General features: G+C 45.4%; 10 protein-coding genes and 1 pseudogene. 2 read left to right on the top strand and 9 right to left on the bottom strand.

Annotation, left to right across the window (positions count from 1 at the left end; translation table 11 throughout):
* Positions 1–83 precede the first annotated feature (83 nt).
* Both alaS and MMY81_RS03255 read right to left on the bottom strand, forming a co-directional pair.
* On the bottom strand, positions 84–2723 hold the full coding sequence (gene alaS, locus MMY81_RS03260) for an alanine--tRNA ligase (RefSeq protein ID WP_252311648.1): 2640 nt from the start codon (positions 2721–2723) through the stop codon (positions 84–86).
* A gap of 320 nt (positions 2724–3043) precedes the next feature.
* Complete coding sequence (locus MMY81_RS03255; RefSeq protein ID WP_252311647.1) at positions 3044–3253, bottom strand: hypothetical protein; 210 nt, start codon at positions 3251–3253, stop codon at positions 3044–3046.
* Between the two features lie 159 nt (positions 3254–3412).
* On the opposite strand from MMY81_RS03255, the gene MMY81_RS03250 reads away from it, so the two are divergent.
* Entirely contained in the window at positions 3413–4324 is a 912-nt protein-coding gene (locus tag MMY81_RS03250) for a proline dehydrogenase family protein (RefSeq protein WP_252311646.1), read from the top strand.
* 196 nt (positions 4325–4520) lie between these two features.
* On the opposite strand, the gene recD2 is transcribed toward MMY81_RS03250, so the two are convergent.
* The 6 genes and pseudogenes from recD2 to MMY81_RS03220 form a co-directional block, all read right to left on the bottom strand.
* Positions 4521–6809: an SF1B family DNA helicase RecD2 gene (gene recD2 / locus MMY81_RS03245; RefSeq protein ID WP_252311645.1), complete on the bottom strand. Its 2289-nt coding sequence runs from the start codon at positions 6807–6809 to the stop codon at positions 4521–4523.
* 14 nt (positions 6810–6823) lie between these two features.
* A complete protein-coding gene (locus MMY81_RS03240) occupies positions 6824–7483 on the bottom strand; it encodes a tetratricopeptide repeat protein (RefSeq protein ID WP_252311644.1) in 660 nt (219 codons plus the stop codon).
* Positions 7484–7539: 56 nt separating this feature from the next.
* Positions 7540–8658, bottom strand: coding sequence for a tRNA 2-thiouridine(34) synthase MnmA (gene mnmA / locus MMY81_RS03235; protein ID WP_252311984.1), 1119 nt, complete (start codon positions 8656–8658; stop codon positions 7540–7542).
* 78 nt (positions 8659–8736) lie between these two features.
* A pseudogene (locus tag MMY81_RS03230) lies at positions 8737–9822 on the bottom strand (cysteine desulfurase family protein); the annotation flags it as partial.
* A 23-nt stretch (positions 9823–9845) separates the two neighbouring features.
* Positions 9846–10265 (bottom strand): cysteine metabolism transcriptional regulator CymR, encoded by a 420-nt coding sequence (gene cymR / locus MMY81_RS03225; RefSeq protein WP_252311643.1) that lies wholly within the window; start codon positions 10263–10265, stop codon positions 9846–9848.
* A complete protein-coding gene (locus tag MMY81_RS03220; RefSeq protein WP_252311642.1) occupies positions 10198–10899 on the bottom strand; it encodes a YczE/YyaS/YitT family protein in 702 nt (233 codons plus the stop codon). The genes cymR and MMY81_RS03220 overlap by 68 nt, the downstream gene beginning before the upstream one ends.
* Before the next feature lie 184 nt (positions 10900–11083).
* On the opposite strand from MMY81_RS03220, the gene MMY81_RS03215 reads away from it, so the two are divergent.
* Positions 11084–12355: a replication-associated recombination protein A gene (locus tag MMY81_RS03215; protein ID WP_252311641.1), complete on the top strand. Its 1272-nt coding sequence runs from the start codon at positions 11084–11086 to the stop codon at positions 12353–12355.
* Positions 12356–12405: 50 nt separating this feature from the next.
* Here the strand turns inward: MMY81_RS03215 and MMY81_RS03210 are convergent, their stop codons facing one another.
* Positions 12406–14556 (bottom strand): PAS domain-containing sensor histidine kinase, encoded by a 2151-nt coding sequence (locus MMY81_RS03210; protein ID WP_252311640.1) that lies wholly within the window; start codon positions 14554–14556, stop codon positions 12406–12408.
* Positions 14557–14618: the final 62 nt, after the last annotated feature.

The following is a 14618-nucleotide window of genomic DNA, read 5'->3' as shown; positions in this document are numbered from 1 at the left end:
ACAGAAAGACATGCTATGATTATGCATTTAAAGAAATGGTTTGTCTATCTCTACGTGTACCATTGTACAACATTTAAAAGCGTTTAGGAAATAGATTCCACCATGCCCGGAACGGAATCCAAAGCTTCCTGGAGCTTATCCGGATTACGGCCGCCTGCCTGGGCCATGTCAGGACGTCCGCCTCCCCCGCCGCCGCAGATAGATGCTGTCTGCTTTACGAGGTCCCCGGCTTTATATCCCTTCTTTATTAAATCGTCTGTAACCCCTGCTACAATTTGTACTTTGTCATTATTAACAGCTCCAAGCACCACAATACCTGATTCGAGCTGCTGTTTCAATTCGTCAACTGTATTTCTTATCGCATCCATATCTTTGGCGGAAACTGTTTCTGCAATAACGGATACACCATTCACCTGCTGTACTTTACTTAACAAGGTGGAGGCTTCGGCATTGCCGAGTTTTGACGACATAGAGTCATTTTCGCGCTGCAGCTCTTTTAAGGAATGATGAAGTGCATCAATTCTGTTAGGAACATCATCGACTGATTTAGCTTTCAATAGCTCCGCTGCGTGTTCAAGTGTTTCAATCTGGCCGTTCATATAGCCGTATGCATATTGGCCGGTTAATGCTTCTATCCTTCTAACGCCAGCTCCTGTACCCGCTTCGGAAACAATTTTAAATATACCGATTTCCGCGGTATTATTCACGTGGCAGCCGCCGCATAATTCAATACTATAGTCTGAAATCTGTACGACACGTACGTCGTCTCCGTATTTTTCGCCGAAAAGCGCCCGGGCTCCCATTGCTTTTGCTTCATCAATCTTTTTGCTTTCAATAACGACAGGAATATCCGCCCAGATTTTTTCATTTACTTTCCGCTCGATTTCTTTCAGTTCATCTGCCTTTACTTGACCGAAATGGGAAAAGTCAAAACGAAGCCTGTTTCCGGTCACTAGTGACCCTGCCTGATTTACGTGTTCTCCGAGTACATCTTTCAAAGCCTGATGCATTAAGTGTGTAGCCGTATGATTTTTCACAATATCTTTTCTGGTATACGAATCGACCTGAGCCTGGACGAGGTCCCCTTTTTTCAGTGTGCCTTCCTTAACAGTAACAGCATGCAGATGCTGGCCGTTTGGTGCTCTTTGAACATCTGTTACTTCTGCTGTTGCGTTATCGGTCGTGATGAATCCAGTGTCAGCCACCTGGCCGCCGCTTTCTGCATAAAAAGGCGTGTGATCAAGCAGAATATGAGCTGTTACTCCTTCTGTTACTTCATCGACAGCCTGTTTATCATGAATAAGCGTGCTGACTGTCGTACGGGCTGACAGCTGGTCATAACCTATAAACTCACTTTTTTCTTTCAGGTCGGACAAGAGGGAATCCTGTGTCTGCATCGAACCGGTCGATTTTCTTGCAGCACGTGCCCGGCTGCGCTGTTCCTGCATCGCCGTTTGAAAACTGTCGCGGTTCATAGTGAAGCCGGCTTCCGTTAAATATTCCTCTGTGAGGTCAACCGGAAAGCCATACGTATCATACAGACGAAACACTTCTTCTCCCGGTATAATCGTTGTATCATTTGTTTCTGCTTTTTTCATAATATCTGAAAGAATGTTTAAGCCTTCACTCAGCGTTTCATGAAAACGTTCTTCTTCATTTTTGATCACTTTTTGGATAAACGCTTCTTTATCCTGCACTTCAGGGTAATAATCATTCATAATGCTTCCTGTCACCGGTACAAGCTGGAACATGAATGGTTCGTGAATACCGATCAGCTTCGCGTAACGTACTGCTCTTCTAAGCAGGCGTCTCAGCACATAGCCGCGCCCCTCATTGGACGGCAGGGCACCGTCGCCGATAGCGAATCCCACGGTACGAATGTGATCGGCAATCACTTTATAGGAAACGTCCGATTCTTCTTTCTGTCCGTAGGGAACGTCTGCAAATCTTTCAATTTCTTTCATAATCGGCAGAAATAAATCCGTATCAAAATTCGTGCGCGCATCCTGAATAACGGAAACAATCCGCTCGAGTCCCATTCCTGTATCAATATTCTTTTTCGGAAGCGGCGTATACGTGTCATCTGCGTTGTGGTTAAACTGGGAAAATACAAGATTCCATATTTCCAGATACCGTTCATTTTCCCCGCCTGGATAAAGCTCCGGATCTTTTTCATTATTGCCGTATTCAGGGCCCCGGTCATAGAAAATCTCCGTGTTTGGTCCGCTCGGGCCTTCGCCGATATCCCAGAAATTTTCCTCCAGGCGGATAATTCTTTCCTCCGGAAGGCCGACTACTTCTTTCCATAGATCATACGCTTCAAAATCCTCCGGGTGCACCGTTACAGAAAGACGCTCCTTTTCAAAACCAATCCATTTATCGGAGGTAAGAAATTCCCATGCATACTCAATGGCTTCTTTTTTGAAATAATCACCGATCGAAAAGTTGCCGAGCATTTCAAAAAACGTGTGGTGCCGTGCGGTTTTACCAACATTTTCAATATCATTGGTCCGAATGGACTTCTGGGCGTTTGCAATTCTTGGATTGTCCGGCACGATGCGGCCGTCAAAATATTTTTTCAGCGTAGCGACACCGCTGTTGATCCATAAAAGCGTTGGGTCTTCACTTGGCACAAGCGAAGCGCTCGGTTCAATATCGTGTCCTTTTTCTTTGAAAAAATCTAAAAACATCTGTCTTACCTGTGCTGATGTATGCTGTTGCATTTGTAGGTTCCTCCTTGGATTTAGCCAATCTATTCGTCAAAATTCTGCAGACAAAAAAATCCCGCCCCTGGACGCAGGGACGAGATTGCTCGCGGTACCACCCTGTTTACGAAGGAAACGAAACCTTCGTCAACTTAAACGCTTGTAACGCAGCGAAGCGGCACGCATTACCGTGCACTCTGGACCAGCTTTCCGCAATCCGGACCCTTCTGTTTATCTCAGCAGCCTAAACAGTCTCTGTACTGGGTGGAAAACGTACTTTTTCCTTCAACGTGTTATTATTATTCTCTTATCTTTTATAACGAATATTTCTCTTTCTGTCAATCATCTATCCCGGCTGTCTTTGCCCCTATCTGTTTCATTCCGTGAATTTTCTCCCTGTTTCGTATTTGAAACCGGTAAATCATGACAAAAAGCAGCCATCGAAACGGCGGAAGCGAGTGATTTCCCCGAATATTACGTCCGCTGTATACTCCTCCTGAAAGAAGGAATTTTCGTTCCCGGTAGAGAATATATAGAACAGAATACATGTTATTATAATCCCCCTGGCACAGGGGATATTTTCAATAACCACACTCGTTTCGAGCAGGCACGCGAAGATTTTTGCGTGCGAATACTGCGTTTCATTTTCTTTGGTTCCCTTCAGCCGCTTGTAAAGCAGCTGTTTTTCCCAATGAAAGGAGAAGGCTATGCAGAAAACATCGAGAAATTTCTTTTTATTCTTATCACAAAATAAAACGCTGAATAAAAGTGCTAAACGCTGGGGATTTAACCTGGGGGCTGCCAAAGTAGTCGCCGGGGAATCCATTGAAAGCGCGATGGATACCGTCCTTTCCCTTAACCACAAAGGCATACTTGCTGCTGTTGATCATCTCGGAGAATTTGTGTCCAGCGAGCAGGAAGCCAAAGAAGCTGCTGAGCACTGCCTGCGTACTTTAGAGGCTGTCGACCGCTGCGGTGCAGACTGTTATCTTTCATTAAAATTAACGCAGCTCGGAATTGATATTGACCGGGAGCTTTGTTTCCAATTCATGAAAGAAATATTGGAAAAAGCAGCTTCTTTGGAGTTATTTGTACGAATAGATATGGAAGATTATGCGCACTGCCAGCCTACGCTTGATATGCTGAAAAGGCTGCGGAAAGAATATGACAACGTGGGCACCGTAATTCAGGCATACTTATACAGAGCCTCTGACGATATAGATGATTTAAAAGGAGTGCCGCTTCGTTTAGTCAAAGGCGCCTACAAAGAAAGTGATGCTGTTGCCTGGCAGGATAAAAAGCAGATTGATGCTAACTTCCTGAATATTATTAAACAGCATTTAACTAACGGCAGCTACACGGCCATTGCAACACATGACCACCGGATTATTGAAGAGGTCAAGAACTTCACTGCCGAAGCAGGGATTCCTGCTGATCAATTCGAATTTCAGATGTTATATGGCTTCCGCACTGACATGCAGGAGGCTCTTGCACAAGAGGGATATAGATTCAGAACTTACGTACCTTTTGGTAACGACTGGTACAGCTACTTTATGAGGCGCCTTGCTGAAAGGCCTCAGAATGTATCATTCGCTTTCAAAGGCATGTTTTCTAAATAACAAAGGGGCTGTCCAAAACCTATTTTGTGGATTTGATGTTCCATTTCATTAGAAAAAAGGTTCATCAAGAAACCTCGTATTCCTTTTGAAAGGAATACGAGGTTTCTTGTATTATCATGATGGTCCCCTCTGCTGAAACGAAGGAAAACCGCACATGCAATAAAGACCAGGCGGTGTCTCTGGCAGAACAGCCACTTTATTTGTTAACCGTCTCATCTGAAGGTGTTTCCAGCTTTTCTTTCAGTCGTGTATAGCGGGTATCTTTGTGTTCTGTCTGTACGGCAAGTTCTAGTGCTTCATATTCACCGCACAATATTAAATAGTCCTTTGCCCTTGTAATCGCCGTATAGACTAAGTTACGTCTCAGCATTCTGCGGTACGCCATCAGCATCGGAACGACTACAATTGGAAATTCGCTTCCCTGGGACTTGTGGATGGAAGAGCAGTATGCCAGCATAATCTGGTTCAGATCCTGCCGTGAATAGGTGACTTCTTTATTATCAAACGTAATAATCACCTGCATTTGTTTATCTGCTGTTTCTTTTGCTTCGAAGATCGCTTCAATTCTTCCGCGATCCCCATTAAACACACCCTGTTCCGGGTTATTAACGAGCTGAAGCACGATATCGTCCTTCTGATAGGTCACTTCTCCAAAACTGACAGTTTTCTTTTTCTGTGAAAGTGGATTAAATAAGTGCTGCAGCTGCTTGTTTAATTCATGCACGCCTGCCGGTCCCCTGTACATGGGGGCAAGCACCTGGATATCCATCGGATCGTATCCTTTTTTTACAGCACCATCACAAACTTTAACAATCAATTCCGCCGTCTGCGCTTTGGAACAGGGAAAGAACCGCCTGTCCGGATATTTTCCTTTTATATCTTCCGGAAGGCCTCCAGCTTTAATGGCGTGGGCCAGATCAATAATAGATGAGCCTTCAGCCTGCCGGTAGACGACAGACAACGATACGACCGGCAGCTTATCGGATTCGATTAAATCCGTCAGCACCTGTCCCGGTCCGACAGATGGCAGCTGGTCTTCATCACCAACAAGAATGACCTGCATATCATCCGGCACAGCACGGAACAGCTGGTTGGCAAGCCACATATCCACCATCGATACTTCATCTATGATCAGCAGCTTGCCGGGCAGATACAAATCCTCCTCCCTTGCTTCAATATCCATTCCTTCTTCGCCATTAAAACCAAGAAGCTTATGAATCGTGGAGGCAGCCAGACCTGTGGATTCTTTCATTCGTTTTGCTGCGCGTCCTGTAGGTGCGGCGAGCACGATAGGATAGGCTTCATCTTTTTTATACTCTTTCGGATCGAGCGGAAAGCCGTGGAGTGAAGCAAACACTTCCACAATAGCCCGGATAACCGTTGTTTTACCGGTACCCGGCCCACCGGTCAGAATCATAATTTTGGAGTGGATCGCCTGTTTTATAGCTTCTTTCTGCTGTTCGGCATATTCAATGCTGTACTTTTCTTCCGTTTCTCCAAGTGCTTCCAGAAATTCCGATTCAGGAAACGTTTCTTCGAGCTCCCCGGATTCAGCCATCTTTCGTACTTTTGCGGCAAACCCTTTTTCTGCATAGTATAAAGAAGAAACGTATACAAACTGATCTTCCCGGCTGACCTTTTCTTCCTGTTCCAGCACCCGGAGGCCCTCCGCCAGTAAATCGGCTTCCATGGGCTGTCTTTCTTTCAGAAGCTCGCCTGCTTCTTCAAGCAGGTCCAGCGCCGGCACATAGACATGGCCCTCCTGCATGGTTTTTTCATACAATAAGTATAAAATACCTGCTTTTACTCTTTCTAAGTCGTCATGCTTAATACCAAGACTTTTACCGAGACGGTCGGCTTTTACAAAACCAATGCCCTGGATATCCCATACGAGCTGATAAGGAGAAGATTCAATAATATGAAGCGTCTGTTCTTTATAGGAATTGTAGATTTTCACGGCCAGTTCCATACCAAACCCAAGACGGGTAAGACGCGTGATCGCTCTCTCCATTCCCTGGTTTTCAAGCATCGCCTGGTACACTTTATTCCGTTTTTCTTCGTTCCATCCGACCACTTCTTTTAATCGTTCCGGGTCATCGAGCACATGAGAAATTACATTTTCACCATACGCCTCGACTAATTTCCCTGCTGTCTTCTCCCCAATACCTGGAAAACGGTCGCTCGATAAATATCCAATTAATGCTTCTTTTTCCGTCGGCACCAGCTTTTCATAGGACTGCACTACATATTGTTTGCCAAACCGGGGATGATCTTTATACGCTCCTTCAAAGCGGTACATTTCTTCACTGTCAATTTCCGGAAAGTAGCCGACGATGCTCATTTTCTTTTCATCAAGCTTTGGTTCTGATTTTTTTACTTTAATGACTAAAACAGTATACCCATTTTCCTCATTCCGGAAAATAATATGAAGCACAGAGCCTGTAATATAAGAGGAGGCATAGGCTTCCGGATAATAGTCATTCATCGCTTATTCCTCCGTTACTCATTTAATAGCTTGGACGCCTCTTTTTTGCCGTTATGGGCAAGCATATGGTCCGGCTCTATTTCAATCGCCTGTTCAAAGTAGGGAAGCGCCTCCGCGGCACCTTTCGTATGAAGATAGCCTACTCCCAGATTAAAATAGGCATCCGCATGTTCCGGGTCCTGCTCTGTCACCACGTGAAACTCTGTAACTGCCTCTTCGACCATTCCGTTCTGTGCCATACTCATTGCGTAGTAAAAGCGGGCTTCCGTATCTTCTGCGTCCAGCTCTACGGCGCGTTTAAAAGAAGCCATCGCATGGGGTACACGACCGGACTGAAAATACGCCATTCCGAGCATGTAATGAAGACTGCTGTCATCAAGCCCGGCTTTATGGGCCTGCTGATACATCGTCAGTGCTTCCGCAAACTTATCTTCATTAAACAAAACATTGCCCGCTCCGTAGTATGCGGCAGCGGCGCTGCTGTCCAGCTCTATCCCTTTTTCAAAAAAGCGCAGCGCTTTTTCTGCTTCTCCCAGTTCGGCAAGCAGGTTTCCAAAATTAATATAGGCGACCGGGTTATTCGGCTCTTCTTCAATCGCCTGATTTAATAGTCTGGCTGCTTCTTCCATATTTCCTTCCTGTAATTCCTGCAGAGCCTGTTGATTCGTATCCATATTAAAAATCTCCTTTTGTATTGGTTCACATGATAGAGGGAAAAGAGGACAACGTTTTAAACCTCAACGCTCTCCTCTTTTTTTACTGCATATTCAATTGTCGCTCCGCCCAGGCAGATATCACCGTCATAAAATACGACAGACTGCCCGGGAGTTACCGCGCGCTGCGGCTCATGAAACACGACGCGTGCGCTGCCGTCTGCTGATGGATAAACGGTTACCGCCTGATCCGCCTGACGGTATCTGAATTTTGCCGTACAGTCGAACGGTTCCGTATACTCCTTATTAATCCAGTTCAATCCGGACGCTTCCAGTTCGTCGCTGTAAAGGCCGTCGTTATGATAGCCTTGTCCTACGATAAGATTATTATTTTCAAGGTCTTTACGGATAACAAACCAAGGCTCGCCGGCTCCGCCGATGCCAAGTCCCTGGCGCTGTCCGAGCGTATAATACATCAGGCCTTCGTGGGAGCCTTTTACGTCTCCGTCTACCGTAACCATCGAACCCGGCTGTGCCGGAAGGAAGGACTGAAGAAAGTCTTTGAAGTTTCTTTCGCCGATAAAGCAGATGCCCGTGCTGTCTTTCTTTTTAGCGGTAGCCAATCCTTTTTCTTCTGCGATTTCGCGGACTTTCTGCTTGTTCATGCCTCCAAGCGGAAACATAACCTGCTCAATCTGTGACTGGCTCAGCTGATTTAAAAAATACGTCTGATCTTTATTATTGTCTACGCCGCGCTTCATTGTAACGTTTCCATCGCTGTCGGTTTCCACCTGTGCGTAATGGCCGGTCGCCAGATAGTCGGCACCAAGTGAAAGCGCATGCTGCAGGAACGCCTGAAACTTGATTTCTTTGTTGCACATGACGTCAGGATTCGGCGTTCTCCCTGCCCGGTATTCATCAAGGAAATACGTGAACACAAGATCCCAGTATTTTTTTTCAAAATTGACCGCGTAATACGGGATATCCAGCTGATTGCAGACCTTGACTACATCATCAAAATCTTCAGTGGCTGTACAGAATCCACTGCCGTCCGTATCGTCCCAGTTTTTCATAAAAATACCGATTACTTCATAGCCCTTATCTTTGAGAAGGGCTGCTGTAACCGAAGAGTCCACGCCGCCGGACATTCCGACAACCACTCTTGTATCTTCCGGGGCTTTTTGTTTAACTACCATTTTTTCCCTTCCGCTTCTACGAGCGTTTTTAATATTTTTCCTATCACGGCTGCTGTTTTTGTTGCTTTTGTTCATCTCTTCAAGCGTATTGCCTACCCCAAAGCTGAACCGTATCGAAGAGTATGCTCTTTCTTCCCCTGGATACATAGCTTCTATTACATGGGATGGCTGCATGGATCCGGCTGTGCAGGCAGAACCGCTGGAAGCGTAAATTCCTTCCATATCCAGCTGCACTAAAAACGATTCCATCTGTATGCCGGGTAAATAAATATTCACGATATGCGGCTGCGTCCGGGAAACCTCCCCATTAACGGCAAAAGAAACCGCTTCTTCTTCAAGACGGCTTAAAAAGTGTTTTTTTAATGATAACAAATCAGCGGCTGCCTGTTCACGGGACAGGGTTTTCTCTTCCGCTGCTTTTGCAAAACCAGCTGCTCCCGGTACATTTTCCGTTCCCGCTCTTTTCCTGCGCTCTTGTTCACCGCCTGAATGCAGCGGGTCCACAAGCGTCCCCCGGCGGATATACAAAAATCCCGTTCCTTTAGGCCCGTTAATTTTATGGGCAGAAACAGAAAGCATATCTACGCCCAGTTTTTCTACATCCAGATTGGAAAGTCCGTATGATTGTACCGCATCTGTATGCATAGCCGCCTGTGTGTTTTTAACATACGCTGCTATATCCTCTACAGGCTGTAAAACACCCGTTTCGTTATTGCTGTGCATAATGCTTACTAAAATCGTATCTTCCCGAAAAGCCGCTTTGAGCTGATCCAGGGATACTGCCCCCGTTTGATCTACAGGAAGAAACGTAACGTCAAACCCTTCCTGTTTCAGCTTTTCAAGGGGATGCAGAACAGCATGGTGCTCTACAGCGCTTGTAATAATATGCTTTCCGTCTTCTTTATTGGCTCTGGCATAGCCGGTAAGCGCGAGATTGTTTGCTTCGGTGCCGCCGCTTGTAAACACAATATCCCGCGCATCGGCACGAATCGTTTCTGCAAGCATACTTCTTGCGTGATCAAGCTGCTTTCTCGCATCTCTTCCCATCCTATGAATACTGGATGCGTTACCGTAGGAATCCTGCATGCTTTTCGTGATCGTTTCAATTACTTCCGGAAGCATGGGCGTTGTCGCCGCATGATCCAAATAAATGGCTGAGGCCACTTTACGCCCCCTCCTCGCATAGTTTAAATGTAAAACATATAGTCCTGCATGTCGCCTTCTTCTTTATAATTCGCTAAATATTCAAGGGTCGTGTTATCGAGAACATCTTTTACAGCGTCTCTTATTTTTATCCACAGCGCCCGCTTTACCGGTTCTTCATCCTCGAGGACCTCCACCGGACTTATTGGTCCTTCCAGCACCCGGATAATGTCGCCCGCTGTAATTTCGGCAGGTTCTTTTGTCAGCATATAGCCGCCGTAAGCACCACGCACGCTTTTTACAAGCATGGCGTTTCGAAGCGGGGCAATCAGCTGCTCTAAATAATGTTCAGAAAGCTCATGTTCACGAGCTATGGATTTTAATGATGTCGGCCCTTCACCGTGTTTTTTTGCTAATGCCATCATTATGGTAAGGCCGTAACGTCCTTTTGTTGAAATTTTCATGTCTGCCACCTCTTTCAATCAAATAATGCACGAGCTTCGACGTTTGAGGCATAGCAAAACCTACTACCTGCCCGATGCCGAGGCAAAAAAGAATAGTACCAACGAAAACAGGTCCCCCTAAAGCCCAGCCGACAGCAAGGACTACTGTTTCCATCATAATTCTCACTCTGGAAATTTTCCATCCTGTCCGCTCATGCAGTGCAATCATCAGGCTGTCCCTGGGCCCTGCACCAACCTCCGGCGCTATATAAAGCCCAATTCCATAGCCGATAATAATAATTCCTGCTAAAAGCATAGTAATTTGAACTGCCAGCAGGGATGGTGTTTCAATGAGAAGAAGAAATATATCAATAAACACTCCAATTAAGAGCATATTTACTATTCCGCCTGCCTGAGGAGTTTCCTTTTGCAGCAAGGATGTCATCACAATTACGATGATACCGATTATAATGCTCCAAGTTCCTACCGTCAGGCCCAGTTGATCCCGGAGGCCGATGTGAAGAACATCCCAGGGAGCGCTGCCAAGATCTGCACGAATCATCAACGCAATTCCGAATGATACAATGACCAATCCTATCATAAAAATCAGCCACCGCAGGAAAAGGTGCTCGCGTTTTGTATATAATTTTACCATCAAAGACCTTCTTTCAACCGATTCACACTGAAGTCTACGCTATTATAGCATGAAAGCCCCATTATTTGCATAGGAGTGCTCTAGGTCCCTTTATTTACTTCCACCGCCGCTCTCTCTATAATAAAGGCTGTAGATACGATGCAGCGTAAAGCCTATTTGAGCCGGCTGCAAGATGGAGGATTTTATGAAAAACAAACAGCAGCCTCTGGCTTATCGAATGAGGCCGAGAACAATAGAAGAAATTGCAGGACAGCAGCACCTTCTGGAAGAGGGAAAGCTGCTAAAACGAATGATAACTGCCAACCGTCTCACTTCCCTAATACTATACGGCCCTCCCGGCACCGGAAAAACATCGATTGCTTCCGCCATTGCAGGGAGTACCGACACCCCATTTAAAATGCTCAATGCGGTAGTCCATAATAAAAAAGATATGGAAATAGCCGTGGCCGAAGCAAAAATATCCAATCATTTAATTGTCATAATGGATGAAGTGCATCGGCTGGATAAAACAAAGCAGGATTTTCTCCTTCCCCACCTGGAAAAAGGACTGATTACGATGATCGGTGCCACCACTGCCAATCCATATCATTCCATTAATCCTGCCATTCGCAGCCGATGCCAGATTTTCGAACTGCACCGCCTGGAACATAACGATATTAAAGAACTTTTATTTGCCGCTATGGAAGATGAGGAGCGAGGCCTCGGCTCCTTTAATGCTGATTTATCCGAAGAAGCAGCGGAACACCTTGCCTATGCCTGCGGCGGAGATGCGAGGGCTGCTTTAAACGCGCTCGAAATCGCAGTGTTATCCAGCTCCTCTTCCGATCAGCCAGTTACGATTACTAAAGAAACGGCGGAAGAATGTATACAGCACAACCGTTTTCAGCACGATAAAGACGGCGATGCTCATTATGACGTGCTTTCTGCTTTTCAAAAATCAATCCGGGGGAGCGATCCGGATGCAGCCCTTCATTATCTGGCAAGACTGATCGAAGCCGGGGATTTAATCAGTATCAGCAGAAGGCTTATCGTAACCGCCTATGAAGATGTAGGCCTGGCCAATCCCCAGGCAGGTGCCAGAGCTGTTGCGGCCGTGGAAGCAGCAGAAAGGCTCGGCTTTCCGGAAGCACGCATTCCGCTCGCAAATGTCGTTGTGGAACTCTGCCTCTCCCCTAAATCAAACAGTGCCTACAAAGCGGTGGATAAAGCCCGCGATTCCCTGTTAAAACACGGGACTCCAGAAATCCCCCGGCACTTGAAAGATTCCCATTATAAAGGAGCTGCCAGTTTGAACCGGGGAGTGGAATACAAATACCCGCATAACGATCCGGGCGGCTGGCTCGCTCAGCAGTACCTGCCCGATGCAGTGAAAAATGAAATATATTATGAAGCCAGAACCCACAACAAATTTGAACATGCTTTAGCGGAAGGGCATAAAAAAATGACAAAGCGGTAACGCTGCTATATAGAAAAAGCCGGAAGGGACGCTCCTTCCGGCTTTTTCTTTTATTCTGTTGGAAACGTCAGTTGAAACAACGTACCCTTGCCTTCAGCTGAGAACACTTTAATTTTCCCATCCATTTCACTTACAATCTGATAGCAGATCATCAGTCCCAGTCCTGTGCCTTCATCTTTCGTTGTGAAAAACGGGGTGCCCAGTTTAGAAAGCGTGCGGGTATCCATACCGTCTCCGGTATCTTCTATCTCCACCCCAATACAGGAACGGCCTGCTTCATTAAAGAATTCATATGTTCTTATGCTGATTCTGCCATTTTCCTTTACGGCTTCCATCGCATTTTGAAGTAAATTCAAATAAAGCTGTTTTAGTTTTTTTTCATTGGCATATATATCAGGAATCTCCTGCCATGGTGTATGAATCTCTATATTTTTTGCCAGAGCCTGGTCTTTATGGAGATACACAATATCCTGCAGAATTGTATTCATATTGACCTGAACTGCCTTCTCATCGTATTCAGGGCTCGCAATTCCGAGAAGATCACGGACAATTCCGTTCACCCGGTCAATTTCACTTAGAATAATTTGATAATGCTGAACTTCTTCCTCTTTCTGCTCGGACGTTTCTTTAAATAACTGAATAAATCCTTTTATTGTCGTAAGCGGATTGCGGATTTCATGGGCAAAACCTGACGCAAGTTTTCCTACTGCCTGAAGTTTTTCGCTTCGTATCAATTCCTTTTCAAGCGCCCTGTTATCGGTCACATCGTTAAAAACGATTAAAATATCTTCTACCTGTTCAGCATCTTCAAGCCTTGGCAAAAGCGTCACGCTCGTAATAAAATAGTAGGTTTTCCCCTCAAAGGTCAGCTCCATTTCATTTGTTTCCTCTTTTTCCAGCTCCAGATCGACTTTTTCGATAAAAGCACGAAATAAGCTGCTCTGATTTTTTAAATCATCAAGGGATGAAGCAAGAACATTGTTTTTATTCAATTGAAAAAGCGAACTTGCGGCATAATTAAATGTAGTAACAGCGTAGGTACTTTTGTTAATGGAAATAACGCCGTTATCGGTTGTTTCAAGAATTAATGTTGATTTTTTATGGCTTTTTTCTCTCTCTTCCAATCTGGCCGTCATCACATTAAATGTCTGTGTAAGCTCATTAACCTCGGAGTAAGAGGCTGAAGGAAGAGGCATAACGGGCTTCCCTACAGCAAAGTCCCGCGTTGCCGTCACCAGCAGTTCGAGAGGTCTGACAATATATCTGGAAAGGGCAACAGCTGCAAGGATCGTAATAATGAGCACGGCGCTGAATAAAATTACATATGTAAGCAGCAGTCTTCTTAATGGAGCATATAGTGCACTTTCAGGTACGGAAATCCCTACGTACCACTGGTTATCAAAGCCTTCCATCTGTTCAATCGGCACGATCGTAGTAACTGTTTCTTCACTTCTATTCGTCGTAAGCGATGGCGAATTACCCAGTTCCTGGAATTCCTCCGTGCTGAGCTCTGCATCCCGGATAAAATTACGATCAAGAATATATCCGCTGTCCGGATGGGCTATATAATAACCTTCCTCATTTAAAATAAAGGCTTCTCCATTCATTCCCAGCTGCTCCTGCTCATCTGTAAACCGGTTCATTCTGTCCCAGATAAATGTTTCAAGTGAAACCAGGTCGTAGGCCGGCGAAATTACGCCTATATTATTGCCCTCTTCATCCTTAACCCCGGCTGACATCGCTAAAATCGGCCGCTCAAGTACTTTAGACATAAACAGGTCAGAGAAATAGAGCTCTCCGTTTTTAGCTTCTTCATACCAGTCAAGGTCATTTACGTTTCGGCCGACTGCATTATCTTCTGTGGAGTGGGCAATCGTGCCTTCATTATCCGTAAATACCATGCCGTGATACATCTCCTGGGATTCAATAAAACGAGTAAATTCAGCCTGCAGTTCTTCTTCGCTAGCCTGCGGGTCACGTATAACAGGACTTGTTGCCAGCTGCTCCAGATCGGAAAGCCGTTCTTGTATCATTCCTTCTACCGATACGGACAAGTTTGCGGAGAATGATATTAACGTTTGTTCTATACGATTTGAGAGATCCGATTCCTGAGTTTCATAAGAAACAAAACCAATTACGAGCAGTGGGATACTGGTAATGGCTACAAAAAAGACTAATAATTTCGACCGCAGCGTACGCATTTACTTCCCCCACTATCTATAAAGTCATAAGATCAGCATATAAAAAACCCCGAAGTAACAGC

The sequence above is a fragment of the Sinobaca sp. H24 genome (assembly GCF_023845525.1).
Note: the sequence above shows the minus strand (reverse complement) of the source record. Positions and strands in the feature narration are given on the sequence as shown.